Raw genomic sequence first — 25,529 nt, 5'->3', positions numbered from 1 at the left:
CCTCGCCCGGTCAGGCGCGCGCAGCCGCCCGCGGCCGCAAGGGCGGCGGGGAGCGATCCGTGAAGGCTGCGTGCGATCATGGTCCGTGAAGGGCCTCTAGCGGCGGGGATTGTCAAGGTTGTTTGGTCGGGCGCGAGTTCCCTTCCCCCCGCTTGCGGTGGGGAAGGGCTAGGGATGGGGGCGGGAAAGCAGGGCGCGAGATATCTTCCAGCTCTCACCGAGCGGCACTGCCCCCAACCAACCCTCCCCACCGCAAGTGGGGGGAGGGCTTGCCGTCAGTGCCCCGCCGCGGCCGGCTCGATCAGCTTGGCGAGGTTGAGCAATTGCCGGTCGCGCCCGGCGACAGCGCTCAGCATCAGCCCGCCGGAGAGCCTCTCGCCGAGCGGCATCGGCAGCGAGATCGAGCACAGGTCGAACAGGTTGCCGAAGGCGGGATTGCGCAGGATCAGGCGGTTGGCCGTGTGGAAGGCCTCGTCATCGGCTTCCATCGCGGCGATCGTCGGCGCCTCGATCGGCACGGTCGGCGCGAGGAACCCGTCGAGCCCGTCGAGCTGGGCCGCGAGCCTTGCGATCAGCGCCCGGCGCCTTTCCATCGCGATGATGTAGTCGGCCGCCTTGCAGGGCACGCCGATGGCGATGCGGGCCGCAACGCGCCGGTCATAGGCGTCGCCCTTGCTGGACATCAGCTCGCGATGCACCGCGGACGCCTCGACCGTGACGAGCGGCACCGGGCCGATCGCGAACATCTCCTTGTAGAGCCCGTCGAAATCGACGGGCTCGACCGCGATGCCAAGCCGCGTCACGCGCGCGATCGCCGCCTCATAGGCCCTGGCGACGGACGGGTCGGCCTCGGCCAGGAAACCGCCGCGCGCCACGCCGAGCCGGATGCGGCCGGCGGACATGCCGTCCTCGAGCGCGAAGGGCCGGTCGGCCAGCACCGACAGCAGACGGGCGCAGCCGGCGACATCCTTCGCCAGCGGGCCGATCGAATCGAGGCTCGGCGCCAGCGGGAAGCAGCCCTCGTCGGGAACCGTCTTGTGCGTCGGCTTCATCCCGATGATGCCGTTGAAGGCGGCGGGGATGCGGCAGGAGCCGCCCGTATCGGTGCCGACCGTCAGCTCCGACGTGCCTTCCGCCACCGACACCGCCGCGCCGGAGGAGGAGCCGCCGGGGATGCGCGTCTTGTCGGGCGCGCTGCCCGGCGTGCCGAAGGTGGCGTTGAGGCCGATGCCGGAGAAGGCGAATTCGGTCATGTTGGTCTTGCCGATGATCACCGCGCCGGCCCGGCGCAGCCGCGCCACCGACGGCGCGTCCTGAACAGCGGGAGCTGCGCCCTTCAGCGCGCTGGAGCCGGCCCAGGTCGTCACACCCTTCACGTCGAGCAGGTCCTTGACCGAGACGATGCTGCCGTCGATCGGGCTGAGCTCGAGGCCGGCCTCACGCCTGCGGTCGGCGGCGTCTGCCTCGGCGCGCGCCGTGTCGAGCAGGAGCCTGGTGAACACCGGGGCGCCGTCGCCGATGCGGGCGAGATTGGCTTCGAGCTTGTCGCGGACGCTGCGGGACATCGGACGGACCTGGCTGGTGGACGGGCACGCGGCGAAAGCCGGCGCATTTGAGTAAGGCAGATATTCCCGCGATGGAACCACTACGCCGTCATTCCGGACCAGCCGCGTCAGCGGCGCAGCGCCGGAATCCATCGTAGAGTGCAGCGCCCTATGATGGATCCCGGCGCTCCGCTTCGCTTCGGCCGGGATGACGGCGCGTATTCTTCAGGCCGCCACGTTCTCCATGGAGGGCAGGTCCGGCTTGCGCTGGAGCAGGTCGTTCGCGGCGAAGATCTCGGCCAGCCAGTCGACGAAGACCCGCACCTTGTTCGAGAGGTGCCGGTTCGGTGGGTAGATGATGTGCAGCGGCTTCGGCGCGGTGCACCAGTCGGTCAGGACCGGCACGAGCCGCCCGGAGGCGATGTGCGCCTGCGCCATGAAGGTCGCCACCTGCATGACGCCCATCCCCGCGAGCCCGGCGGCGAGATAGCCGGTGCCCTCGTTCAGCGAGATCACATAGTTGCCGTGGATCTCGACGGTCTCGTTGGTGCCGGCGAAGGTGAAGGGCAGGATGCGGCTGGTGCCGGCCCGGCGATAGCCGACGGCGAGGTGGCCGTTCTCCAGGTCGCGCGGATGCCGCGGCGTGCCGTGCCTGGCCAGATAGTCCGGCGTCGCGCAGGTGATCAGCATCATCTGGCCGATGCGGCGGGCGATCAGGCTCTGGTCGTCGATCGCGCCGGCGCGCACGGCGAGGTCGAGATTCTCGCCAACCAGGTCGGCAGGCCGGTCGGACAGGCCCATATCGACCTGGATCTCGGGGTAGCGCGCCAGGAATTGCGGCAGCGCCGGCATGATGATGTCGGTCGCGAGCGAGGCGCTGACATCGATGCGCAGCCGCCCGCTCGGCCGCGCCTGCGACGAGGTCATGCTCTGGTCGAGCTCGTCGATCTCGCCGAGGACGCGCAGTGCCCGCTCGTAATAGGCGGCGCCGTCCATGGTCACGGTGACGCGCCGCGTCGTGCGGTTGAGCAGTTGCGCCCGCAAATGCCCTTCGAGCTGCTGAATCAGCTTGGTCACGGTCGGCTTGGGCAGGTCGAGCAGCTGCGCCGCGCGGGTGAAGGTACCGACTTCGACGACGCGCACGAAGGCGCGCATGGCAGTGAGCTGGTCCATCGCAATCCTCATACGATGCAGCGATTGTTTCTGTACGGAAACAATGTAGGAGCGGATCGGTGGTTTATTAAGGCAGGAGCATCACCTAAATCATGATGCACCGCAACATTCGTCAATCGCCACTGTCATGCTCGCTCCCTCCATCCCCGAAAGCCGCTATCGCCGCGCCGTCTTCTGGCGCGAGCAGAGCGTGCAGGCCGGGCGCGAGAAGCTCGCCGGCCGGCTCTATGCTCCGGCGGCGGTGCCGGACGAGGCCGGCCTCGTCGTTCATCTGCATGGCGGCACTTTCGACACCGGCACTCTTGCTTCTGGCGAAGCTGTCGCGACCACCCTGGCCGAAGCCGGCGCGATCGTGATCTCGCTGCCTTATCCGCTCGCCCCAGCCAATCCGTTTCCGCAGGCGCTCGAAGCGAGCTATGCGGCGCTGGAGAAGATCGCCCGTGACAAGGCACGCTGGGTCGGCAAGCACGCGCCGCTCTATGTGGCGGGCGAAGAGGCCGGCGGCAACCTCGCCGCGGCGCTCGCCATGATGGCGCGCGACCGGCACGGACCGGCGCTCGCCGGCCAGATTCTGTTCTCGCCGATGCTCGATGCCTGCCTCGGCACCTATTCCTTCCGCAACGCCGAGGCCGGGCCGGTCGGCTGCCGCTGGGCCGATGGCTGGCACGCCTATCTCGGCTCGCCGGAGAAGGCGGCGCATCCTTACGCCACGCCGGTCAATGCCGCGCGGCTGACGGGGCTCGCCCCGGCCCTGATCGTCACGGCCGAGGACGACCTGCTGCGCGACGAGAGCATCAACTATGCCGGCCGGCTGAAGGCGGCCGGCGTCGACACCACCATCCGCGTCGTCGGCGCGCCGAGCCGCTGGCCGGACGCCTTCGCCGAAGGCCCGTGCGACGGCTCCTGCCTCTGCGCGGCCTGTCATCACATCAGCGAGTTCTTCACCGCGACTGCGCCGCCCTAGCGGCCCGCTCGCTCCGCCTTTCGACTTTTCTCTTCTGAGCAAGGAATGAACCCATGATTCAGGGAACGATCCGTCACGTCCTGTTGGGCGTCACTCTCGCCGCCGGCGTCTCGCTCGCGGCCCTCGCCGTCGCCGTCAACGGCTCGGGCAAGGCCCAGGGCGACACTACCCCCGCTGCACCGCCGGCCACTCCGGTGTCCGTCGCGTTGGTCGAGCAGCGCGCGCTGGTCAGCTGGGCCGAGTTCTCTGGCCGGCTCGAGGCGATCGAGCGCGTCGAGATCCGCTCGCGCGTCTCCGGCGTGGTCGAGCAGGTGCACTTCTCGCAGGGCGCGCTGGTCAAGCAGGGCGACCTGCTGGTCAGCATCGATCAGGCGCCCTACCAAGCCGAGTTCGAGCGCGCCCAGGCGCAGTTGCTTGCCGCCGAGGCGCGCGTTGCGCTCGCTCGGAACGAGCATGAGCGCGGCCAGAAGCTGATGTCGACGCAGAACGTCTCGCAGCGCGACCTCGACACCAGGCTGAACGCGCTTCGTGAAGCGCAGGCAAACGAGAGCGCCGCTCGCGCCGCGCTGCAATCGGCGAGGCTCAACCTCGACTATACCCAGATCCGCGCCCCGATCGGCGGCCGCATCGGGCGGCTCGAGGTGACCGTCGGCAACCTCGTCGCTGCCGGCGCCAATGCGCCGCTGCTGACCACGCTGGTCTCGGTCGACCCGGTCTATGCCGGCTTCAACGCCGATGAGGGCTCGCTGCTCAAGGCGCTTGCGACCCTGCCGGCGGAACCCGGCAAGCCGCGCGACCTGAAGCGCATCCCGGTGCATATGACCACCGCTGCGAACGAGGCGGCTCCGGTCTCCGGCCATCTCAACTTCGTCGACAACGGCATCGACGCCGCGACCGGCACCGTCCGCGTCCGGGCGATCTTCGACAACAAGGACGGCGCGCTGATGCCCGGGCAGTTCGTGCGCCTGCGCATGGGCCAGGCCAAGTCCGAGCCGGCGCTCGTCATCAACGAGCGCGCCGTCGGGACCGACCAGAACAAGAAGTTCGTCCTCGTCGTCGGCAAGGACCACAAGGCGGTCTGGCGCGAGGTCACGCTCGGTACAGCCGCGGAGGGCCTGCGCATCGTCACCAGCGGGCTCGAGGCCGGCGAGCAGATCGTTGTCAACGGCCTGCAGCGCATCCGCCCGGGCGCCACCGTCGCCCCCGAGCAGGTGCCGATGGCCGAGCGTTCCGAGCTGAAGAAGTCCACGACCGAGCTCGCGCAGCGCTGAGCGCGCGAGCCTTTCCCAGTTCTATCGCTCCGCCGGCCGCTTCGGGACCGGCGGGGCCGCCGCCTAAGAAGGGGCACCGCCATGAACCTCTCGAAGTTCTTCATCGACCGGCCGATCTTTGCCGGCGTCCTCTCCGTCCTGATCTTCCTCGCCGGCCTGCTGGCACTGCGGGCCCTGCCGATCTCGGAATATCCCGAGGTCGTGCCGCCGACCGTGGTGGTGCGCGCGCAATATCCCGGCGCCAATCCGCGCGTCATCGCCGAGACCGTGGCGACGCCGATCGAGGAGCAGATCAACGGCGTCGAGGGCATGCTCTACATGTCGAGCCAGGCGACGACCGACGGCGTGATGACGCTGAACGTCACCTTCAAGCTCGGCACCGACCCGGACAAGGCCCAGCAACTGGTCCAGAACCGGGTCAGCCAGGCCGAGCCGCGCCTGCCCGAGGAGGTGCGCCGCCTCGGCGTCACCACCATCAAGAGCTCGCCCGACCTGACGATGGTGGTGCACATCACCTCGCCGAACGGCCGCTACGACATGACCTATCTGCGCAACTACGCCGTCCTCAACGTCAAGGACCGGCTGGCGCGCATCGACGGCGTCGGCCAGGTCCAGCTCTTCGGCTCGGGCGACTATTCGATGCGCGTCTGGCTCGACCCGCAGAAGGTCGCCGAGCACGCTCTCTCGCCCTCCGACATCGTCCGCGAGATCCGCGCCCAGAACGTCCAGGCCGCGGCCGGCGTCATCGGCGCCTCGCCGAGCGGGCCGGGGCTCGACCTGCAGCTCTCGGTCAATGCGCAGGGTCGCCTCGCCAGCGAGGAGGAGTTCGGCGAGATCATCGTCAAGACCGCCGCGAGCGGCGCCGTCGTCCGCCTCAAGGATGTCTCCCGCATCGAGCTCGGCGCCGCCGACTACGCGCTGCGCTCGCTGCTCAACGGCAAGTCGGCGGTTGCCGTGCCGATCTTCCAGGCGCCGAACTCCAACGCCATCGCCATCGCCGACCGCGTCCAGGAGACGATGCGCGAGATCAAGCAGAACATGCCGGAGGGCGTCGACTACTCGATCGTCTACGACACCACCCAGTTCGTCCGCGCCTCGATCAAGGCGGTGATCACCACGCTGCTCGAGGCGATCGCGCTGGTCGTGCTCGTCGTCATCGTCTTCCTGCAGACCTGGCGCGCCTCGATCATCCCGCTCGTCGCCGTGCCGATCTCGGTCGTCGGCACCTTCGCGGTGATGTACCTGCTCGGCTTCTCGATCAATGCGCTCTCGCTGTTCGGCCTCGTGCTGGCGATCGGCATCGTCGTCGACGACGCCATCGTCGTGGTCGAGAATGTCGAGCGCAACATCGAAAACGGCCTCAGCCCACGCGAAGCCACCTACAAGGCGATGCGCGAGGTCTCCGGCCCGATCATCGCGATCGCGCTCGTCCTCGTCGCAGTTTTCGTCCCGCTCGCCTTCATCAGCGGCCTGACCGGCCAGTTCTACCGCCAGTTCGCGCTCACCATCGCGATCTCGACGGTGATCTCGGCGATCAACTCGCTGACGCTCTCGCCGGCGCTCGCCGCATTGCTGCTGCGCGGGCATGACGCCCCCAAGGATGCGCTGACCCGCGGCATGGACGTCCTGTTCGGCTGGTTCTTCCGTGGCTTCAACCGCTTCTTCAACCGCTCCTCGGAGGCCTATGGCGGCGGCGTCACCCGCATCCTCGGCCGTAAGAGCGTGATGCTCGTGGTCTATGCCGGCCTCGTCGGCCTGACCGTCGTGCTCTTCCAGAAGGTGCCGTCAGGCTTCGTACCGGGCCAGGACAAGCAATACCTCGTCGGCTTCGCGCAGCTGCCCGACGCGGCGACGCTCGACCGCACCGAGGACGTCATCCGCAAGATGGACGCGATCGCCCTGAAGCATCCCGGCGTCGAGAACGCGATCTCGTTCCCGGGCCTGTCGATCAACGGCTTCACCAACTCGTCCAATGCCGGCATCGTCTTCGTCGGCCTGAAGCCCTTCGATCAGCGCAAGACGCCCGAGCTCTCGGGCAACGCCATCGCCATGCAGCTCAACAAGGAGTTCGCCGGCGTCAAGGAGGCCTTCATCGCGATGTTCCCGCCGCCGCCCGTCCAGGGCCTCGGCACCATCGGCGGCTTCAAGCTGCAGATCGAGGACCGCGCCGGCCTCGGCTACAAGGCGCTCGACGAGGCGACCAAGGCCTTCATGGCCAAGGCCGCCGTGGCGCCCGAGCTCGCCGGCATGTTCTCGAGCTTCCAGGTCAACGTGCCGCAGCTCTATGCCGACATCGACCGCACCAAGGCGCGCCAGCTCGGCGTTCCCGTCACCGATGTCTTCGAGACGCTGCAGATCTATCTCGGCTCGTCCTATGTGAACGACTTCAACAAGTTCGGCCGCACCTACACCGTGCGCGTCCAGGCCGATGCGCCCTACCGCGCCTATCAGGAGGATATCGGCAAGCTCAAGGTCCGCTCGAACTCGGGCGAGATGGTGCCGCTCTCGGCCGTGCTCAACGTGCGCACCGATTCCGGCCCCGAACGGGCGATGCGCTATAACGGCTTCCTCAGCGCCGACATCAATGCCGGCCCGGCCCCGGGCTTCTCCTCGGGCCAGGCGCAGGACGCGGTGACACGCATCGCGGCCGAGACCCTGCCCAAGGGCTTCGCCTTCGAATGGACCGAGCTGACCTATCAGGAGATCCTCGCCGGCAACTCCGCCATGCTCGTCTTCCCGGTCGCGATCCTGCTCGTCTTCCTGGTGCTGGCGGCGCAGTATGAGAGCCTGACCCTGCCGGTCGCGATCCTCCTGATCATCCCGATGGGCCTGATGGCGGCGATGGCCGGCGTCTGGTGGAGTGGCGGCGACAACAACGTCTTCACCCAGATCGGCCTCGTCGTCCTGGTCGGACTATCGGCCAAGAACGCCATCCTGATCGTCGAATTTGCGCGCGAGCTCGAATTCGAGGGCCGGACGCCGGTCGAGGCCGCGATCGAGGCCAGCCGCCTGCGCCTCAGGCCGATCCTGATGACCTCGCTCGCCTTCGTCATGGGCGTGGTGCCGCTGGTGCTCTCGACCGGGGCGGGCGCCGAGATGCGCCAGGCCATGGGCATCGCGGTCTTCGCCGGCATGATCGGCGTCACCGCCTTCGGCATCTTCCTGACGCCGGTCTTCTACGTGCTGATGCGGAGGCTTTCGGGGAACAAGCCCCTGCGCCAGCATGGGGAGGAGGGGAAGGTGGAGCTTGCCGAGGCGGCTTAGTGGGGGCCGGCAGGGTTGTGGGTGGCCACGATCCTGCCGGCGTATACCTTGGTTCACAGCCCCGCAACGCCTGAATGCGCCGTGGGGCAACTGCTCAGGACGGAGCAAACTGGCCGATTGAGGCCTTCCCTTTGACGAGTCCCTGCAGTTGCGCGGTCATCGCGTTTTCGAATGCACTTACCACTTTGGCGGGAGTGCCCGCCAAGCGATGTTCGAATAGGAGGGCGTCGTGCATCGGCAAAACGATCGTTACATCATCAAGATCGTTGACCTTTAAAAGCGCCTTCTTGAAGATTAAGGAAGCAGTTCCTTGGACTACTTGGCTGATAGCAGAGCGTTGTTCTTTGGCTGATAACGGACCAGTTTCTATTCTCTTATAGTGATTGCCTTGGGTCGTGGCGACGCGACCCTCTTTTTTGAAACGTGACCAGACCGTCTTCTTCCATTCTTCGTATTTGGAGAAGAGCCTGAACGCTGACTTTGCCTGTTCGCGGTTGGCGCCAAGTGACACCGCCGCGTCTATCAAGGATTTTCGGCTCATCCCATAAGCGTACGATAGAAAGAGCTGTTTTGCGGCCTTGCGATTTCCTGCAAGCCCCAGGTGTGTTGTCGCGAACAGATCGTACATGTCGCCGGCGCCATAAAGAGTTGCCAACTCCGGATCCTCAGAGAGCGCCGCCATGATGCCCACTTCGTATTGGTCGAAGTCGACGTAGCAGAGACTCGCGCCATCGCGCGCTGACACGATAGTCCGATATTTCTTGGGCATATTTTGTAACAGGGGACTGCGTAAATGAATACGTGACGTCCGCGATCCAAAGATATCGATGATTGGGCGTGCAAGGCGACTTGACAGTGTCAGCGACGAAAGTACTCGCTTGGCCGTATCGAAATCCCAAAGGGTTAGCGTGTCATTGCCGAAATCGCCTTGATGAGGCAGAAATTCCAGCACATATTCGGTCGATACGCCATTTAGATCGAAACCTGCCTCATCGAGCCTTTCTTGAATGGCTGCCCGAGTGGGGGTCTCCAATGGCATATCGTGTTTGTCGGAGTAATTTTTCAAGCTAAAGAAATAATCGTATTCTGCCTCTCGCCTCTTTTCCGAGAGGCCTTCGGAGTTAATGGTAATTCCAGCCGACATAGCTTTTTGAAGTATCCCATAGACGGGCACCTCTACATCCATAAAACGTTCCAATTCTCCTTTTTCGGACGCTTCCGTGCAAAGAGTTGAGTACATTTGTGCCATCGCCTTCGCGGCTTCGCACGCGATAGCGGTGTCAAACTCGATACCTCTGTTGAACATCCTTTTGTAGGCAGAGCATATATCCGAGCCGACTCCAAACCGCTCCAATTCGGCTGTAATATCTAATTTTTCCCGAGAAAGCCTATCTTCAGGGTTTCCACTGATAGCGATTCGAAATTCGTCCAAGTCGATAATAGTTTTTGGTAGGTTCTGCGTCTTATCGAAGATGATATCGCGGATGATCCAAAAATCGTGGCACACAATTGCGCCTGGAAATCCCACGACCTCCTCAGCGCTTGTCTCGTTGAGTTGGTCGCCCTCAAGCCAGAAGAAACGGTCCGCGCCGCGGCCAGTAAAGTCCTTAATGAATATCAGTAGCTTCGATGCATTTTCAATCATACTCGCTGACCTCATCCACGAGGTTCAAGAGGTCGGGGCGTTCACGGACGGCGAACGGTAAGCCGTCTCCGTTGTTGTGACGGGCTGCGCGCATTCCCGTTCCCTTTAATATTGTCGGCACCAACCCATGCAATGGCTGCAGATTAGCTGCCGGGAGCATGGAGGCCGAGATCAACAGGTAACGCGCATTCTGGTAGGGGAGCGGCCCCGCGAAATTTCGTACAGACCGCTCGATCAAAGTCGTTTCCTCTACGCAGCGGAGCCAGATCAGGATGGCAGCGGCTTCTCCTGATCTCATGTCTTCCTCTAGTTTACGATCCGCTAGAGCAACGAGGGCGTCAGATCGATATTTTCGTACGGCAAGCACAAGCCAGATGTTGTAGTTCTGCCAGTCATGGATGGCTCCTTCTTCTGCCAGAAGGAACGACTCCAATGCCGGCAAGCAGCGTCCATCTTTGTCCAGAATTGCAATCAGCCGACAATATTGATCGGTTGACACTGCATGCTCAGATAAAGTTCGTGACAATGTGTCCAACAAAGTTGCTGACAAGGCATCTCCGACATCAAAGAGGCCGGATTCTACAATCTGCGCGATGCGGTTCACAGCAAACCGAAATTGGCGTGATTGGGTCTCGCCCGATGCGATGCAATCGGTGAGAATCTTAAAAATATAGCTTACCGAGCGCGTCACTAGTCGGCGGCTGCGTGATTGCCACATATAATTGATAGCGTTTGTCTCGCTGTCTTTAGATGGAAAAAATTCCGCCAGCTTGTCTTTCGATGTATCTGGTGAAAGTATTTCTGTTTTGCTTGCGTTAATATTTAGACCTACTGTCCGCAATTGCCGAATTAAATCTTGAAGTGCGCGCCGAGCATGCAGCTCGGAATCAGCAATAATACGAATATCATCAACGTAGCGATAATAATCATGCCCTAACTCGGCCATCTTCCGGTCTACAGAAGAGAGGAGAATATTGGACAGGAAAGAGGATGCGTCCCGATTTTGTGGCAACCCGTGACTGCCATTGAATGTCCATTGTCCTAGGAGCGCATCTAGTGTCGCAATTGCATTGCGGATTTGTAGTTTTTCTGGCCCGGTTGCCTGAATATCGGAGATGGCACGTTCTAATTCGGCAATCAGCTGCGCGCGTGAGATATTTTCAAAGAAATTGCTAAGGTCGGTGACAAGCAGATATTTTCCAGAACCGGCGAACGTCAGTGTAACCCCTTCAAAAGTAAACCATCGGCTTATCTTGGCTTTAAAAAGATATTTCGGATTCTGAGGGTTGGGATCGTAGCGGTAACTGAGAACCCGGTGGCTCAGTAATTTGTCAAAAAATGGAATAAGAAAGCTGCAGATTGCTTGATAGAGAAATCGATCAAAGAAATCGGTTTCGAGTCCGTAGCGCTCGCCAAATCCTTTCTTTGGGATATTTCTGACAACGCTCCGTGTCCCGCGATAGGTACCATTCCACTCCTGCAAAAGTGATATAATAATCCTCTTCGCTTCGTTTGGGTCGCTGAAAAGATCCTCATATTGTAGGCAATCGAAGTACCAATCGTCCCGCATATCCTGCCGCAAATGCCGCAAGACGGCGTTGAACCGAACTGGAAATCCAAGCGCTTGTCCCTTCTCCCAAAAGGGATTGCTAAGGGAGTAATCCTCGTCAGCTTTCGATCGATTTTCTGTTTTCACATAAAAAGCGCCTTATCCGGCGTCCTATCTTGCAAGGATTCGTCAAATAGCATGTGTTTTACGCTTTTGGCGATTAGCTTCCAGATCGGCTCAGATCAGATAGCGCAAAACGTAGTTCGAGCTTGGTTGTGTTTGCTATGGTGGCGCCATGACCTAGATAGAAGCGGAGGTCGCAAGCGTCAGCAACGCGCCGGAGTACCCACGTCCTACCAACTTTCACTCAAGGCCGCACCCTTGCTCAGTGAACGCACTCCGCCCGCTCTCCTTGCGCTTCTTGATTTCGCCGCGGGCGATGGTGCGCAGGTGCCCGGCCGTTGGAGCGCCCGTCGGCACCGAGCCCCTGCATCACCCGATCCGCGACCGCAACGCGTCGCGCCTTCGTGCATGGCGGGGCTCTCGTCGTCCGCGCTACAATGGCACTTCGCCTCGGCCATGGCCCTGTAACACCGGGCGGTCACGCGGAGGGAAGGGGACCAGCCGGTCCCGTGCGGGATGATGCGGATGCTCGGGCGCGAATTCGACAAAGGCGACGCCGAGGGGCTGCGAGGCTACGCAGCCTCGCCGGCGACGGCGATGATGCCTGAGCGCGGCGGGAGGGCAGGTCCTTGATCGGCATCGCATCGAGACAGGCCCGCCCGAGGGCCATCGCGGCAGGCGCCCTGATCGCCGGCGCGCTTGGCTGCGCCGTGCCCTCGGCCGCCTCGGCGCGCGAGATGCGCCTTCGCTACGACGTCACGGTGCTGGGCGGGGTCTCGCTGGGCGAGATCGAGGTGACGACGATGCTGGACCGCGCCGGCTATCGCATCGAGATCCGCACGCGCCCCTACCGGGCAGCGCAGCTTGTCGGGGCTGCCGAGCAATCCGGCCGGGTCGAAGGCCGCTGGGGCCGCACTGGCCCCGAGCCGCGGCTCTATGCTGCGAACGGCTCATGGCGCGGCCGGGCCTATGTCAGCGAGCTGCACTATCAGCGCGGCTTGCCGATCGTCCGGCGGCAGGAGCCGTCGAACGAGGACCGCGAGGCCGTGCCGCCCGAACTGATCCGGGGCACGGTCGACTCGCTCTCCGGCGTCGCCGGGATGCTCAAGAAGGTGGCCGAGACTGAAGGCTGCGACGGCTCGACGGCGATCTATGACGGCCGCCGCCGCTCGCTCGCCGTCATGACCTCATCGGCGAAGCTGCAGGTCAGCGACCAGGGGCCCTTGAACGGCCGCGCGCTGCGCTGCGGCTTCACCGTCCGGACGATCGCCGGCTTCAGGCATGACGATGATCGCGAGGCGGCGATGCGGCCCTTGAAAGGCTCGGTCCTGATCGCGCTGCGCGAGGGCGGCGAGTTTCCGCTGCCCTTGCGGTTCGAGGTCGAGACGCGCTGGTTCGGCACGGTCGCGGTCCAGCTCGCCGCGCCTCCTGTCGAAGCCCAGCGTTGACGAGCGGCTGAGGCCAGCGGCGTGTCGTTGGAGCGTCCGCCGGCGCGGGGAATGGCCCAGCGGGGATGCTACATGCTCGAGCGAAACTCGCTAGGCGTGCGGCCGGTCGCCTTTTGGAAGGCGCGCGCGAAATTGGCGGGAGAGGAATAGCCCATCTCCGCCGAAACGCGGGTGATCGAGCCATCCGTGTGTCGGAGCAGCTCGGTCGCTCTTTGAATCCTTGCCGCGTTCGTCAGGCTGCGGAAATCGGTGCCAACCCGATCCAGCTCGCGTTGCAGCGTTCGGACGCTGGTACCCAATGGTCGCGCAGCGCGGTCGATCGACACGCTGCCGGTGAGGACCTGGGCCCGAATCTGCTCCATGACGACGTCGAGCAGGCTCCGTGGAGCGCCGCCGGGCCGGTCTCGCGCCACATCCTCGATGGTGACGATCGGCCATGAGGCGCAGCGCGGCGCAGCAGACAAATGATGGCGTTCCACGACAATGGTCACCGCAGGCGCGTTGAAGGTCACCGGGCACTGGAAGAGATCTTCGAACAGGCCGGTCTGGCGTGGCCTGTCGATATTGAGTTCGACGCGCAGCGGGCGCCAGTCGACAGGGAGGTAGGCCCGGATGACACTCAGCAGAACGCCGGCAGCCGCGCCGGCGATCATGTCGTAGCCAGCATGGCCAGCCAGGGCAAAGACATAGCTGTAGCGTGCCTTGTCGCCGACGACCGCGACCGACATCCTGTCATCCGTGCTGTGGTAGCACAGGGCCGTTATGCTCCGCTGGATGGATTGGCCGAGGGTGTCGGCTCCTAGGATGTAGCGGCCGAAACTGCCATAATTGGCGGCATTCATCATCGGGGCGATCAGGAGCCCGAGATCGGGCGCGCCCGCCGCCCTTGCGGCGGCATTGACGAAACCGATCACCGCGGCATGCGGGATGAAGCAATTGCGGCCCTCGGTCAGTTCGAGATCGAAGCCGGCCGCGCGGTTCGCCCGCTGAAGCGCCCTTTCCCCGACTTCCTGACGCATGAATGCCGGCAGGCCGTGCAGGATATGGCTGGAGATGACCGGGATCTCAGCCACGCGCCGGGCGCTCCGGGATGCCGCAAGGTTGGCGCAAAATGAGTGGTCCCGGCGTCCGATTGCTGCTTTGTCGCACAGTATAAGCGCTTCGGCCAAACGGGAAACCCGGTTTTGGCCGTCGAATCAGCTTTAAAATAATTGACGCAAACTCGAGCATTGATCGTATGAAATGCGACAAAATTGATTAAGATGCTCTCTGTATTCGTAACTATGGGCGCATCTCGTACGTCATATGTCGCAGCGTTCGTCGCTGGAAGCGTAAATAGTCTTAGACCGTTCGTTGAACGCACTTGAATAACGCCGAGAACCACGAGGAAGCCGTCCAGATGCTTACGAAACGCGACCTGCTTGCCTCCGCAGCGATGGCTGCACTCGCCGCCACGACGGCGAAGGCCAATCCGGTCTCCACCCCGGTCATCGAGCAGGCCAATGCCGGATGGCCCAGCCTGTTGGACGCCAAGGACATCGCCGAAGAAGGCTTCATCTACGGCCTGCCGCTCGTGATGAATTATGCGGTCATGCATGAGTATGCCGTCGACAGGAACTCGGGGCAGTTCAAGGCGCCGTTCAACGAAATCTACAACATGCGCCACGTCGCCACCCCGGCGGATACGGCAATCATCACGCCGAACAGCGACACGCCTTACTCGATACTCTGGCTGGATTTGCGGGCTGAACCGATGGTCATCTCGGTGCCGACGGTCACCAAGGACCGCTACTACTCGGTCCAGCTCATCGACGGCAACACCTACAATTTCGGCTATATCGGCACGCGCGCCACAGGGACCGAGCCTGGCGACTATCTGGTGGTCGGCCCCGACTGGAAAGGCGGAACGCCGGCCGGGATCAAGCAGGTCTTCCGCTCAACGACGCCGTTCACCTTCGCGGCTTTCCGCACCCAGCTCTTCAATGCCGGCGACATGCCGAACGTCGAGAAGATCCAGGCCGGCTACAAGGCGCAGCCGCTTTCCGCCTTCCTCAAGCAGCCCGCTGCGCCCGCCGCGCCGAAGATCGCGTTCGTTCCTGCCAGCACCGCCGGGATCAGGCACAACTTCTTCGAATATCTCGACGCGGCCCTGCAATACGTCCCCGAGACGCCAAGGGACAAGGCGATCCGTGCGAAACTCGCGAAGATCGGCGTCGGTCCCGGCAAGACCTTCGCGTTCAAGGACCTGTCGTTCGAGCACAAGGCCGAAATCCTGGTGGCCATGAAGCAGGGCAATGCCAAGGTCGACAAATGGCTGGCCAACGGAAACAAGGTCATCAACGGCTGGAATGTCGGCTCGTTCTTCGGCGACGAGGCCTTCTACAACGGCGATTGGGTGATGCGGGCAGGAGCCTCCAAGGGCGGTCTCTATGGCAACAATGCCGTCGAAGCCATGTACCCCTATACCCGAACCGACGCGGCCGGTGAGCCGCTCGACGGCAGCAAGCACAAATACACCATCACCTTCGCACCCGGCCAGCTGCCGCCGGTGAACGCGTTCTGGTCCGTGACGATGTACGACGGCAAGAGCCAGTTCCTGGTCAAGAACCCGATCAATCGCTACCTGATCAACGCTCCGATGTTGCCGGCGATGAAGAAGGACGCCGACGGCTCGCTGACGCTATACATCCAGAAGGACAGCCCCGGGGCCGACAAGGAGGCAAACTGGCTTCCGGCCCCGGATGACAAGATCTACCTCGTGATGCGCCTCTATTGGCCGAAGCCCACCGCGCCGTCGATCCTGCCGGCGGGTGCAGGGACATGGCAGCCACCCGGTGTGAAACGGGTCTCATAGCAGGCTTCGTGCGCCTTCCTGTCGCAAGGTCGTTGCGATGGCGTCGCCGGTTTTTTGTGCCGGCCGCAAATAGCCCTGACATGGTTCTGCAAGGGATCTTGCCAGGGCGGCTCGGAACCGCTCGCCGGCAAGATCAGCTTACCAGTTCAGCTCAATCGCTGCGTTCCCATACATCGATACAGGAGATCATCATGTCCAGAATTCTTGCCGCCATGGCGGTGTCGATCGTCTGCGCCGCCTCGTCTCCGGCGACGGCCCAGGTTCCGCTCACGAGCTATGTCGATGCCAACGGCTTCATCGATGTCCAGGCCCTGACCTGCGCCCAGCTGGCCGGGACCTTCCAGGAAGACGCCGATCTCCTCTCCGCCTGGTATAGCGGCTGGTATAACGGCCTCGCCAAGAAGCATTTCCTCGATCTGAAGAAGGGCAAGGTCGTCGAGCACGAGGTCATCGTCTACTGCAAGGCCAATCCCGGGAAGAAGGTCATCGAGGCGCTTGCGGTGGTGTTCAAGGACGAGCGCGCCAAGCTGGGAATCCACCTGAAATAAGTGCCTGCCGGCCGGTGCGTTTAACCGTTCTGCCGTTCACAAAGGGCGAGTCAAAGATGTCTATCTCAACTACAAAGCTTGGTGCCGGGCTTGCTCTCGCAATATTCTCGCTCGCCGCGCAGGCTGCCGATCTGCCGTCGCGGCGGATCGAACCTGCCGCTCCCTTGCCGCCTGCGTTCACATGGACCGGTTTCTATGTCGGTGCCCAGGCCGGCTGGGCGCAGACCAGGACCGAGTTGACGGCTGGCGCCGCGATCGCCGGTCGGGCCGCCGTTGCCTCACTGCCCAGCCTGGACAAGAACGGCGTCGCGGTCGGCCTGATGGTGGGCTACAACCACCAGATCGGCCAGCTTGTCCTCGGTGGCGAGATCGACGGCTCAGCCCTCATCACCGGAAAACAGCGGCATACTGCACTGACCGGCGACTTCATCACCGCCCATACCAATTGGGTCGGCTCGGCCAGGCTGCGTGTCGGTTATGCTTTCGATCGGTTCATGATCTACGCGACCGGCGGCCTCGCATTGGCCGCGCCCAAGTCGACGGTAACGGGTACGGGTTACTCCTACGGCGCAAGCGACAGTACCCGCTTTGGCTGGACACTCGGTGCCGGCGCCGAATACGCTATCACCAACAACTGGATCGCTGGTCTGGAATATCGGTACTCCCAGTTCCAGGAGGATACCTACACCTACCCGGTTGGCGTCGGCGGGCTCGGCATTGTCGGTTTCAAGCAGCAGTTGAGCACCAATCAGGTTACCGGGCGGCTGCTCTACAAGTTCTGATCCTCTCGGGCGGCTTGCGTGCAGGTCGTCGGAGATTCAGATCATCCTTCAGTTCGGACAGGGGCGACGACATGAAATATGCAATCTTCGGCTTCGGAGCCTTGGCCTTGGCGGCTGCCCTCGCGCCAACGGAGGCGAGCGCCGTCGTCTGCGCGCGCGGGGTCGTGCGGGCCGGTTGTGCGGGGCCTAGCGGTGCGGTGGTGGTGCGTCGCCCGGTGGCTCCGCGTGCCGTGGTAGTCGCGCCCGTGCGGCGCGGCTGCGCTGTCGTCAACGGCCGGCGCGTGTGTCGCTAAGGTCGCGCCGGTCCATTTCAGGACCAATTCCTATCCCGCCCCCTTCACCCAAGGCCGCACCACGCCTTGCTCAGCGAACGCGCTGCGGTTGCTCTCCTTGCGCTTCTTGATCTCGGCGCGGGCTATGGTGCGCAGGTGGACCTCGTCCGGCCCGTCGATGAAGCGCAGGGCCCGGCCCCATGAGTAGATGAAGGCCAACGGCGTGTCGTTGGAGAGCCCGCCGGCGCCGAACACCTGCATCGCCCGGTCGGCGATCCTGGTCTGCAATCGCGTCGCCGCGACCTTGATCGCCGAGACCTCGGTGCGCGCGGCCTTGTTGCCGTGCTTGTCCATCATCCAGGCGGCGCGCAGGCAGAGCAGGCGGGCCTGGTCGATCTCCATGCGCCCTTCGGCGATCCAGTCCTGGACATTGGCGTAGTCGGAAAGATTGCGGCCGAAGGCCTTTCGCTCCAGCGCGCGCTCGACCATCAGTTCGAGCGCAACCTCGCATTGGCCGATCGAGCGCATGCAATGATGGATGCGCCCCGGCCCGAGCCGCGCTTGCGCCAGCGCAAAGCCCGCGCCTTCCTCGCCGAGCAGGTTTGCCGCCGGCACCCTGACCTCGGTGAAGTCGGTCTCGGTGTGGCCCTCGATCGAATAATGGTTCAGCAGCGGCAGGTTGCGCATCACGCTGAGGCCGGGCGCATCCATCGGCACGATGATCATGCTGTGGCGCTTGTGCGGATCGGCCTCGGGGCGCGGGTCGGACAGCCCCATGACGATGCAGAACTTTGCCTTCGGGTGCAGCGCCCCGGTCGTCCACCATTTGCGGCCGTTGATGACGTAATGGTCGCCGTCGCGGATGATCGTGGTCTGCAGGTTGGTCGGGTCGGAGGAGGCGACGCCGGGCTCGGTGATCCCGACGCAGGAGCGGATCTCGCCGTCGAGCAGCGGGTTCAGCCAGCGTTCGCGCTGCTCTTGCGTCGCGAACATGTGCAGGATTTCCATGTTGCCGGTGTCGGGGGCGTTGCAGTTGAACACCTCCGAGGACCAGTAGATCCGGCCCATGATCTCGGCGAGCGGGGCATATTCGAGATTGGTGAGGCGCGTGCCGGGCTCATCCGGCTTCAGTGCGGGCAGGAAGAGGTTCCACAGGCCCTCCGCTTTCGCTTTCGCCTTGAGGCCATCGATCAGCGCGCTCGGATAGCGCCCGGCCTCGACCTCGTGCTTCCAGGCGGCGTCGGCCGGCTGGACATGGGTGTCCATGAAGGCCTGCAGCCTGCCGCGCAGCTCCTCGACCCTGGCCGAATAGGCGAAATCCATGGTGCTCTCCTTGAGGTCCAGGGCGTCATGCTCGGGCAACCTCTCTCTCCCTGCGGATACCTATGCGAAAGGCTGATCGTCTGGATTCCTCCCTTCCCCCTTGTGGGGAAGGGTATGGGGATGGGGGTGGTGCCACTTGGTGATCGTCGGCAGAAACAGGGGTTTGGCAGCAGCGACAGCGCTATGAGGTTCTGCCGATCGCTCCGGCTTTGCGACCCCCACCCCTTCCCCTCCCCACAAGGGGGAGGGGTTTTCCACCCGCGCGCCCTTCGCAGAAGAAACCACACGGGAGAAGGGTTCCCCGCACCCTTCATCGTGACGCCTCGACCAACGCTTCCGCGCGCTGCGCAAAACTCTCCGCCATCGCGCCGACGGCGACGGCGTTCTCGGCGGCGGCATTGCCGGTCTTCGCCCTTGCTGCGATGCCGTCGAGGATGACGGCGAAGCGGAACAGCGAGAAGGCGATATGGAAGCGCCCCGGCCCCTCAGCCCGCCCGGCAGCGGCGCAATAGCGGGCGATGTATTCGTCCTGCGTCGGGATGCCGAGGCCCTCGCGATCGAGCCCGACGATGCCGGCATACATGGATGGCGTCGAATGCCAGGGCAGGCAGGAGAAGGCGACGTCGGAGAGCGGGTGGCCGAGCGTCGAGAGCTCCCAGTCGAGCACCGCGACGATGCGCGGCTCTGATGGAGCGAACATCAGGTTGCCCAGGCGGAAATCGCCATGGACGATGGTCGTGTCCGGCGTCTCGTCGAGGTTTGAACCGAGCCAGTCGATCAGCCGGTCGATCGCCGGGATCTCGCGTGTCCTGGTCTCACGCCATTGCCGGCCCCAGCGCGTGAGCTGGCGGGCATAGTAGTTGCCGGGCTTGCCGAAATCGGCGAGGCCGGCGCCCTGCCAGTCGAAGCCGTGCAGCGCGGCGAGCGTCTCGGCCATGGCGAAATACATGGCGCGCCGCTCGTCAGGCGTGACGCCGGGCAGGGCGGTGTCGTGGAAGACGCGGCCCTCCAGCCGCTCCATCAGGTAGAACGGCGTGCCGACGACGTCGTCGGCCTCATGCAGCAGCAGGACGGGCGGCACCGGCACGGCCGAGCCGGCGAGCGCCCTGAGGATGCGGTATTCGCGCTCGACCGCATGGGCCGAAGGCAACAACGGCCCCGGCGGTTTCTTGCGCAGGACGAGCCGCGTGCCGGCATCGGGATAGGAGACGAAGAAGGTCGGGTTCGACTGGCCGCCACCGATCCGTTCGATCGCCATGTTCCCGGCGGCACGGCCCGGCAGGGCGGAACGCAGGAAGGCCTCCAGCCGGGCGGGATCGAATTCGGGCGGGATGGAGGGGGCGGCCGGCATGGCCGGCATATTCGGAAGGAGAGACGGGGAGGTCAACGCGGCTGGGACATGGCGGGCAATCGTTTGAAGATCGGGCTCATTCCCTTCCCCCCGCTTGCGGTGGGGAAGGGTTAGGGATGGGGGGCCGCAAAGCAGCATTCGACGATTCTTCGATGTCGCACCGAGCGGCGCTGCCCCCCACCCAACCCTCCCCACCGCAAGCGGGGGGAGGGCGGGCGCGCCTCACGAGCGGCGGTCGCTGTTCATCCGCCGCTTCTCTTTCCGCTGCCGATATGCGCTGCAATCCTCGCCCAAGCTTCGTTTGCCGATACGGCGTTGCTACGTCGCGCCGCGATTGCGTCGTAGATCGGGAGGACTTCTTTACGCATCCATCTGTCGATGACCCCATTACGCACGGCGGTACGCCGCCCGTTCTGGATGACCTCGTTCTCGCTCGCAGGCTCGCCCGATACGGATTTGGCTTTCTTCATCTGTCCTCCTCCGCCCCGCCCTTCACCCGGACCACCGAGACCGAGCACAGCGCCTCCGCTACGACCTTGGTCGAGACGCTGCCGAGATGACGGCGCAGCGGCGAGGAGGCGCGGGCGCCGAGCACGATATGGTCGATGTCGTTGTGCTCAGCATAGCGCAGGATCGCGTCGGCGGGGCTGACCGCCTCGATGACATGGTAGCTGACCCGGTCCTCAGGCAAATGCAGCGGCCGCGCCCAGTCCTTCAGCGCCACCAGCCGGCCGATATAAAGCGAGCTTCCGCATCGACGGTCCTGGTCTCGCCGATGATCTCGGTCCTGAGCACCGTCAGGCAGGCGAGGGAGGAGTCCGGCCGTGTCGCCAGCAGCCGGCTGGTCTCGGCCAGGATCGCAGCCGCGAGCGCGTCCGGCCCGTCCGACAGATCGACGGCGGTCAGCACGATCGAGGGGCCGGCCCTGCGCCGCGCCACCGTCGGCGCGCCGGTGATATCGGCCTCGTCGCGCTTCTGGAACAGGTCGACCAGCCGCTTGCCGAGGCCGCGCTCCTCGGCGGTTCGTCGCCTGCGCGAGACCGTGACCTGCTCGGGATGGCGCAGGTCGAAAGCGAGTTTGCCGGCATCGGCATAGCGCCGGCCACGATCGACCTCGAGGCAGCGGGAGACGATCTCCTCGAGCCAGGCCGGCGCCTGCTCGTTGACGGCGCGCAACGGTTTGGGCGCGTGATAGAGCCGCCGCTTCATGCCGGGCACGGTTCTGGGCCGCCCGAACGGCTCCTCGCCCGAAGCCATCTGGTAGAGCAGGCAGCCGAGCGCGAAGAGGTCGCTCGCCGGGTCGGAGCGCTCGCCCAGCACCTGCTCGGGCGCGATATAGGCTGATGTCCCCATCGGCTCGCGGCTTTCCTCGCCGAGCAGGTCGGGCAGCTCGGCATGGCGGGCGAGGCCGAAATCGAGCAGCACCGCGCCCTTGTCGGTCAGGATCACGTTCTCGGGCTTGAGGTCGAGATGGACCACGTTCTGCCGGTGCAGATCGGCGAGCGCGACCGCGATCGCGATGCCGATACGCTGGACCTCGGCGAAGGGCAGGGGCGCCTGCCTGATCCGCTCCGCCAGACTCTCGCCGGTGACGAAACCCATGGCGATATAGGGGAGACGGGCGAGATCGCCCGACGCGATGAAGCGCGGCAGATGCGGGCCGACCAGGCGCTTGTGGATCAGCACCTCGGTCTCATAGCCGACGATGGCCGAAACGTCGGCGCCGGGGTCGAGAACCGGGATCTTCAGGACGAGCGGGCCGGGATGATCGGGGTGGGTAGCGCGCCAGAGCGTCGCCATGCCCCCGGCTTTCAATCGCTCGGTGAGCGTGAAGCCGTCGATGACCGTGCCGATCCCGGGCCGTTCCATCCCGTTCCCCTAGATCACGTTTATGATTTTGGATCGAAGCGATCCAAAATCATAAACGTGATCGATTCTAAGAGTGTAGAGCAGGATTCATGCGAAAAACCGGTTCCCACTTTTTCGCATCCTGCTCTATCTGCCGATCTGCAGGCGCAGGCCGAGCCAGTCCGGCAGGCCGGCTGCCTTGATCTTCCGCGCGGTTTCCTGCGTGTCATAGGGCACGCGCGCAATGGTGACCTCGCGCGCCTGCGTATCGAGCAGGGCAAAGCAGGCGGCCGGATCGCCGTCGCGCGGCTGGCCGACGGCGCCGACCACGACGACATGCCGGTGCACGCCCGAGAGCGGCGCAGCCACGTTGCGTAAGGGGATGAAGGCCACCGGTTCGCGACCGGTCCTGGCGTAGAAGATCGCCGGCAGATGGGTGTGGCCGCAGACCACCGTCTGCGCCTCCGTCGCTGCGAGGCAGGCATCGGCGCTTCTGAGGTCGCGGACATAGTGCCAGGCGGCGGGATCGCGGGCGCTGGCATGGACGAAGAGCACGCCGTCGAGCTGCGCGGCCAGCGGCAGGCCGCCCAGGAAGGCGCTCTGCTCAGCGCTGAGCCGCGCCCTGGTCCACAGCGCCGCCTCATGCGCATTCGGCGTCATGCCGGTGGGGCCGTGCACGGCCGCTTCGTCATGATTGCCGCGGATGCAGAGGGCTCCGGCAGCGACGAGTTCGCGCGCCGCATCGACGCAGAAACCGGGCTCGGGGCCGTAGCCGACGATGTCGCCGAGCAGCACCAGCCGGTCCGGGGCGAGCCGGCGCACGGCCGCCAGCACCGCCTCGAACGCCTCGCGGTTGGCATGGATGTCGGAGAGGATGGCGATCCGCATTCAGTGTCCAGCCCCGAATCCGGGAAGGCTGCATCGTGACAGCGCCGCCGCCGGCTTGGCCAGCGCGCCTTTTGGCTCAGGCGGGGATCCGCGGGGCTATTCCCTTCCCCCCGCTTGCGGTGGGGAAGGGTTAGGGATGGCGGTCTGGTGCACGCGGCGCAGCTGCATCGCGGCACGACGCCGCGCTTCATGGCGCAGCCGCCCTTGCTGCCGCGCGAGCCGCTCAGCCTCGACCGGCCGGACGGCGCCTACTCGCCGGTTGAAGCCGCGATCCGACAGGCGTTCTGACGCCCGCGCCACTTCGCCCGGCGCATCGTCCCCGGGCGAAGTGGTGACAAGCTGCTGCCGGCGACGCTACTGTCTCGGCTCACGCACCGCCCAGTGGAGAGAAGCCTTGGACGCCGTGCCGAGAGATGAAGTCGCCCAGTCTGACGACGCCGCGCCTTCCGCGCCGCAGAAGCAGCCGCCGCGCGAGATCGAGCTGAAGCTGGCCGCGTCACCCGCCGCGCTGGAGACCTTGCGCGGCGCTGAGCTGATCGCGCGCCATGCCCGTAACCAGGGCGTCACCCGCCGGCTCGATGCGGTCTATTACGACACGCCCGACCGTCTGCTCGACCGCAACGGCCTGTCGCTGCGTGTGCGCCGCAGCGGCAAGCGCCATGTCCAGACGCTGAAGCGGTCGGGCTCTGGCAGTCCCCTGGCGCGCGACGAATGGGAGGTCGCGCTGCCGGACGGCACGCTCGACCTCACTCTGCTCCCGCTCGCCGAGATCGGCGAACCGCTTGCCAGCCTGTCGGCCGGCCAGCTCGCTCCGGTCTTCGCCACCCGCATCAGGCGGCGCGTGCGCAGGCTCGACTATGCCGGCGCGCTGATCGAGATCGCCTTCGACGACGGCACGATCGAGGCCGGCGAGAACAGCCTGCCGGTCAGCGAGGTCGAACTCGAACTGAAAGAGGGCGAAGCGGCGGTGCTCTACGAGTTCGGGCTCGCCTTGCTCGAAGTCGCACCGCTGCGGCTCGAGACGCAGAGCAAGTCGGCGCGCGGTTATGGTCTCGCCTTCTCGCGCCTGCCGCGGGCGGTCAAGGCGAAGCCGGTCGAGATCACAGAGCAGGACAATGCCGATGCGGCGATCGCCGCGATCCTCGGCAACACCTACAAGCAACTGCTCGGCAATCTCGCACCCGTCGCTGCGCGCTCGGGGCCTGAGGCCGTGCATCAGCTACGCGTGTCGCTGCGTCGCCTGCGCTCGGCGCTCGCGATCTTCAAGCGCGAGGTCGCATCGCCCGCCCTTGTGCCGATCGGGCAGGAGGCGAAGCGCCTCGGCCATGTCCTTGGGCCGGCGCGCAACTGGGACGTCTTCATCACCCAGACCGTGCCGGATATCGAGGCCGGGGGCCTCGACGATGCGGGGCTCTCGGTGCTTCGGACGGCAGCCGAGCCGCACCAGGCCAAAAGCTATGCCGCCGTCGAGGAGCGGCTGGCGGATGCGCGCACGAGCCGCTTCCTTCTGTCCTTCGGTGCCCTGATCGAGCGCCGCGGCTGGCGGAGCGGCCTCGCCAGCGAGACCATGGCGGTGCTGGCCGAGCCGGCCACCGATTTCTCAGGACGCGTATTGGCGCGAACCCATCGCAAGGCACTGAAGCGCGGTCGTGGCTTCGGCAGCCTCCATCCCGAGGCGCGCCACGAGCTGCGGCTGGCATTGAAGAAGCTGCGCTACACCACCGAGTTCTTCCTGCCGCTTCATGACGGCGGGCAGGCGCGCAAATATCTCGCTCGGCTGTCGCGGCTGCAGGACGCGCTCGGCCTCGCCAACGACGCGGCGACAACGCAGCATCTGCTCGCGGATTTGCGCGGCGGCAAGGCGATCGGGTCGGAGCTCCAGTTCGCCGCCGGCGCCGTGCATGGCTGGCAGTGCCGCCAGACCATCGAGGCCGGCCGCGGGCTCAAGAAGCGCTGGCGCAGGTTCGAGGCGACGACGCCGTTCTGGACCTAGAGCGTGCGGACTTTACACGGAACCACCATCGTCATCCTGGGCGCCCAAAGGGCGTCCCGGGATTCATCGTAGAGTTCGGTGCCTTACGATGGATCCCGGACCTGCGCGGCTTCGCCGCTTGTCCAGGATAACGGTGTGTGATTCCGCGTGAAATCCACATGCTTGAGAGCCGAATCCGATCAGCCGGCCTTCCTTGTCACGATCGTCAATTCGCCCTCGTTGTTCACCTGGGCGAGCACGACGTCACGCGACGAGAAGCCCTTCGCCTCGATGGCGGATTTCACGGCTGGCGCCTTCTCGATGGCCTGACGCAGCTTCTCGAGTTCGTCCGCGGTGCGGGTCGCGACCAGCTGGTTCACCTGCGCCTTGCTGGCCTCGGGGAGCTCGTCGAGCTCGACCACCTTGACCGACGTGATCGTCGGCGCGGTCGCCGGGGCTTCCTGCGACGAGGCGGGCGGTTTGGTCGAGGGGCGTTCCGTCGAGGGGGCCTGGGCATTGGCCGCGCCGGCCAGAATGGCGGCGGCGCCTGCAGCGGCGATCGTGATCATGCGCATGGGAGCTTCCTTCCATCGGTTGCGGATGAGGAAGCTATCTGACCCCAGAAATGGGATCAGAGGCTGAAGGCGATCAGGTCATTTCGTGACCATATGGCGGCGCTGACGAGGCGATGACCACGCGCCCCGCCACAA

Annotated in this window: 21 protein-coding genes and 1 pseudogene; 10 read left to right on the top strand and 12 right to left on the bottom strand. The window is 64.8% G+C overall.

Going from position 1 to position 25,529, the window contains the following annotated elements:
- Positions 1–275 precede the first annotated feature (275 nt).
- Both ACSQ24_RS15820 and ACSQ24_RS15815 read right to left on the bottom strand, forming a co-directional pair.
- Positions 276–1,565, bottom strand: a complete 1,290-nt coding sequence (locus tag ACSQ24_RS15820) for an amidase (protein WP_436095595.1) — start codon at positions 1,563–1,565, stop codon at positions 276–278.
- Positions 1,566–1,769: 204 nt separating this feature from the next.
- Positions 1,770–2,717, bottom strand: a complete 948-nt coding sequence (locus tag ACSQ24_RS15815) for a LysR substrate-binding domain-containing protein (protein ID WP_436095594.1) — start codon at positions 2,715–2,717, stop codon at positions 1,770–1,772.
- A gap of 127 nt (positions 2,718–2,844) precedes the next feature.
- On the opposite strand from ACSQ24_RS15815, the gene ACSQ24_RS15810 reads away from it, so the two are divergent.
- The 3 genes from ACSQ24_RS15810 to ACSQ24_RS15800 all read left to right on the top strand — a co-directional run bounded on the left by ACSQ24_RS15810 (position 2,845) and on the right by ACSQ24_RS15800 (position 8,216).
- Positions 2,845–3,681, top strand: a complete 837-nt coding sequence (locus tag ACSQ24_RS15810) for an alpha/beta hydrolase fold domain-containing protein (RefSeq protein WP_436095593.1) — start codon at positions 2,845–2,847, stop codon at positions 3,679–3,681.
- A gap of 53 nt (positions 3,682–3,734) precedes the next feature.
- Positions 3,735–4,952: an efflux RND transporter periplasmic adaptor subunit gene (locus ACSQ24_RS15805; protein WP_436095592.1), complete on the top strand. Its 1,218-nt coding sequence runs from the start codon at positions 3,735–3,737 to the stop codon at positions 4,950–4,952.
- Positions 4,953–5,033: 81 nt separating this feature from the next.
- Positions 5,034–8,216 (top strand): efflux RND transporter permease subunit, encoded by a 3,183-nt coding sequence (locus ACSQ24_RS15800; RefSeq protein WP_436095591.1) that lies wholly within the window; start codon positions 5,034–5,036, stop codon positions 8,214–8,216.
- Between the two features lie 94 nt (positions 8,217–8,310).
- Here ACSQ24_RS15800 and ACSQ24_RS15795 read toward each other — a convergent pair whose 3' ends face one another.
- Entirely contained in the window at positions 8,311–9,861 is a 1,551-nt protein-coding gene (locus tag ACSQ24_RS15795) for a DNA polymerase (protein ID WP_436095590.1), read from the bottom strand.
- Positions 9,854–11,557 (bottom strand): RNA-directed DNA polymerase, encoded by a 1,704-nt coding sequence (locus ACSQ24_RS15790; protein ID WP_436095589.1) that lies wholly within the window; start codon positions 11,555–11,557, stop codon positions 9,854–9,856. The genes ACSQ24_RS15795 and ACSQ24_RS15790 overlap by 8 nt, the downstream gene beginning before the upstream one ends.
- A gap of 605 nt (positions 11,558–12,162) precedes the next feature.
- Here ACSQ24_RS15790 and ACSQ24_RS15785 point away from each other — a divergent pair.
- On the top strand, positions 12,163–12,981 hold the full coding sequence (locus ACSQ24_RS15785) for a DUF3108 domain-containing protein (protein WP_436095588.1): 819 nt from the start codon (positions 12,163–12,165) through the stop codon (positions 12,979–12,981).
- Positions 12,982–13,049: 68 nt separating this feature from the next.
- On the opposite strand, the gene ACSQ24_RS15780 is transcribed toward ACSQ24_RS15785, so the two are convergent.
- Complete coding sequence (locus tag ACSQ24_RS15780) at positions 13,050–14,150, bottom strand: AraC family transcriptional regulator ligand-binding domain-containing protein (protein WP_436095587.1); 1,101 nt, start codon at positions 14,148–14,150, stop codon at positions 13,050–13,052.
- Positions 14,151–14,380: 230 nt separating this feature from the next.
- On the opposite strand from ACSQ24_RS15780, the gene ACSQ24_RS15775 reads away from it, so the two are divergent.
- The 4 genes from ACSQ24_RS15775 (at position 14,381) to ACSQ24_RS15760 (ending at position 17,458) form a co-directional block, all read left to right on the top strand.
- Positions 14,381–15,835 carry a DUF1254 domain-containing protein gene (locus ACSQ24_RS15775; RefSeq protein ID WP_436095586.1) on the top strand — a complete coding sequence of 485 codons (1,455 nt, stop codon included), beginning with the start codon at positions 14,381–14,383 and terminating at the stop codon, positions 15,833–15,835.
- Between the two features lie 191 nt (positions 15,836–16,026).
- Positions 16,027–16,383: an HdeA/HdeB family chaperone gene (locus ACSQ24_RS15770; RefSeq protein WP_436095585.1), complete on the top strand. Its 357-nt coding sequence runs from the start codon at positions 16,027–16,029 to the stop codon at positions 16,381–16,383.
- A gap of 56 nt (positions 16,384–16,439) precedes the next feature.
- Positions 16,440–17,165, top strand: a complete 726-nt coding sequence (locus ACSQ24_RS15765) for an outer membrane protein (RefSeq protein ID WP_436095584.1) — start codon at positions 16,440–16,442, stop codon at positions 17,163–17,165.
- 71 nt (positions 17,166–17,236) lie between these two features.
- A complete protein-coding gene (locus tag ACSQ24_RS15760; RefSeq protein WP_436095583.1) occupies positions 17,237–17,458 on the top strand; it encodes a hypothetical protein in 222 nt (73 codons plus the stop codon).
- Between the two features lie 30 nt (positions 17,459–17,488).
- Here the strand turns inward: ACSQ24_RS15760 and ACSQ24_RS15755 are convergent, their stop codons facing one another.
- The 6 genes from ACSQ24_RS15755 to ACSQ24_RS15730 all read right to left on the bottom strand — a co-directional run bounded on the left by ACSQ24_RS15755 (position 17,489) and on the right by ACSQ24_RS15730 (position 22,847).
- Positions 17,489–18,760 (bottom strand): acyl-CoA dehydrogenase family protein, encoded by a 1,272-nt coding sequence (locus ACSQ24_RS15755; RefSeq protein ID WP_436097902.1) that lies wholly within the window; start codon positions 18,758–18,760, stop codon positions 17,489–17,491.
- Between the two features lie 310 nt (positions 18,761–19,070).
- Entirely contained in the window at positions 19,071–20,111 is a 1,041-nt protein-coding gene (locus ACSQ24_RS15750; protein ID WP_436095582.1) for a phosphotransferase family protein, read from the bottom strand.
- Positions 20,112–20,353: 242 nt separating this feature from the next.
- Positions 20,354–20,581, bottom strand: a complete 228-nt coding sequence (locus ACSQ24_RS15745; protein ID WP_436095581.1) for a type II toxin-antitoxin system ParD family antitoxin — start codon at positions 20,579–20,581, stop codon at positions 20,354–20,356.
- Positions 20,578–20,835: a universal stress protein gene (locus ACSQ24_RS15740; protein ID WP_436095580.1), complete on the bottom strand. Its 258-nt coding sequence runs from the start codon at positions 20,833–20,835 to the stop codon at positions 20,578–20,580. The genes ACSQ24_RS15745 and ACSQ24_RS15740 overlap by 4 nt, the downstream gene beginning before the upstream one ends.
- Positions 20,826–21,980, bottom strand: a complete 1,155-nt coding sequence (locus tag ACSQ24_RS15735; protein WP_436095579.1) for a serine/threonine-protein kinase — start codon at positions 21,978–21,980, stop codon at positions 20,826–20,828. Before ACSQ24_RS15735 ends, ACSQ24_RS15740 begins: the two co-directional genes overlap by 10 nt.
- Positions 21,981–22,106: 126 nt before the next feature.
- Positions 22,107–22,847 (bottom strand): metallophosphoesterase family protein, encoded by a 741-nt coding sequence (locus tag ACSQ24_RS15730; RefSeq protein WP_436095578.1) that lies wholly within the window; start codon positions 22,845–22,847, stop codon positions 22,107–22,109.
- 144 nt (positions 22,848–22,991) lie between these two features.
- Here ACSQ24_RS15730 and ACSQ24_RS15725 point away from each other — a divergent pair.
- Both ACSQ24_RS15725 and ACSQ24_RS15720 read left to right on the top strand, forming a co-directional pair.
- A pseudogene (locus ACSQ24_RS15725) lies at positions 22,992–23,135 on the top strand (phytanoyl-CoA dioxygenase); the annotation flags it as partial.
- 115 nt (positions 23,136–23,250) lie between these two features.
- Positions 23,251–24,840, top strand: coding sequence for a CHAD domain-containing protein (locus ACSQ24_RS15720; RefSeq protein ID WP_436095577.1), 1,590 nt, complete (start codon positions 23,251–23,253; stop codon positions 24,838–24,840).
- Between the two features lie 179 nt (positions 24,841–25,019).
- On the opposite strand, the gene ACSQ24_RS15715 is transcribed toward ACSQ24_RS15720, so the two are convergent.
- Positions 25,020–25,394: a hypothetical protein gene (locus tag ACSQ24_RS15715; protein WP_436095576.1), complete on the bottom strand. Its 375-nt coding sequence runs from the start codon at positions 25,392–25,394 to the stop codon at positions 25,020–25,022.
- Positions 25,395–25,529 lie beyond the last annotated feature (135 nt).

The organism is Allobosea sp. LjRoot237 (assembly GCF_964253285.1).
In the GTDB taxonomy this organism is placed as follows: domain Bacteria; phylum Pseudomonadota; class Alphaproteobacteria; order Rhizobiales; family Beijerinckiaceae; genus Allobosea.
The sequence above is the reverse complement of the archived record's forward strand: the minus strand, read 5'-3'. Positions and strand labels throughout refer to the sequence as shown.

Bases quoted from the DNA above. Each gene is read 5' to 3' on its own strand.
- ACSQ24_RS15820 (WP_436095595.1), bottom strand. From the start codon at position 1,565: ATGTCCCGCAGCGTCCGCGACAAGCTCGAAGCCAATCTCGCCCGCATC.
- ACSQ24_RS15815 (WP_436095594.1), bottom strand. From the start codon at position 2,717: ATGGACCAGCTCACTGCCATGCGCGCCTTCGTGCGCGTCGTCGAAGTC.
- ACSQ24_RS15810 (WP_436095593.1), top strand. From the start codon at position 2,845: ATGCTCGCTCCCTCCATCCCCGAAAGCCGCTATCGCCGCGCCGTCTTC.
- ACSQ24_RS15805 (WP_436095592.1), top strand. From the start codon at position 3,735: ATGATTCAGGGAACGATCCGTCACGTCCTGTTGGGCGTCACTCTCGCC.
- ACSQ24_RS15800 (WP_436095591.1), top strand. From the start codon at position 5,034: ATGAACCTCTCGAAGTTCTTCATCGACCGGCCGATCTTTGCCGGCGTC.
- ACSQ24_RS15795 (WP_436095590.1), bottom strand. From the start codon at position 9,861: ATGATTGAAAATGCATCGAAGCTACTGATATTCATTAAGGACTTTACT.
- ACSQ24_RS15775 (WP_436095586.1), top strand. From the start codon at position 14,381: ATGCTTACGAAACGCGACCTGCTTGCCTCCGCAGCGATGGCTGCACTC.
- ACSQ24_RS15770 (WP_436095585.1), top strand. From the start codon at position 16,027: ATGTCCAGAATTCTTGCCGCCATGGCGGTGTCGATCGTCTGCGCCGCC.
- ACSQ24_RS15765 (WP_436095584.1), top strand. From the start codon at position 16,440: ATGTCTATCTCAACTACAAAGCTTGGTGCCGGGCTTGCTCTCGCAATA.
- ACSQ24_RS15760 (WP_436095583.1), top strand. From the start codon at position 17,237: ATGAAATATGCAATCTTCGGCTTCGGAGCCTTGGCCTTGGCGGCTGCC.
- ACSQ24_RS15755 (WP_436097902.1), bottom strand. From the start codon at position 18,760: ATGGATTTCGCCTATTCGGCCAGGGTCGAGGAGCTGCGCGGCAGGCTG.
- ACSQ24_RS15750 (WP_436095582.1), bottom strand. From the start codon at position 20,111: ATGCCGGCCGCCCCCTCCATCCCGCCCGAATTCGATCCCGCCCGGCTG.
- ACSQ24_RS15745 (WP_436095581.1), bottom strand. From the start codon at position 20,581: ATGAAGAAAGCCAAATCCGTATCGGGCGAGCCTGCGAGCGAGAACGAG.
- ACSQ24_RS15735 (WP_436095579.1), bottom strand. From the start codon at position 21,980: ATGGAACGGCCCGGGATCGGCACGGTCATCGACGGCTTCACGCTCACC.
- ACSQ24_RS15730 (WP_436095578.1), bottom strand. From the start codon at position 22,847: ATGCGGATCGCCATCCTCTCCGACATCCATGCCAACCGCGAGGCGTTC.
- ACSQ24_RS15715 (WP_436095576.1), bottom strand. From the start codon at position 25,394: ATGCGCATGATCACGATCGCCGCTGCAGGCGCCGCCGCCATTCTGGCC.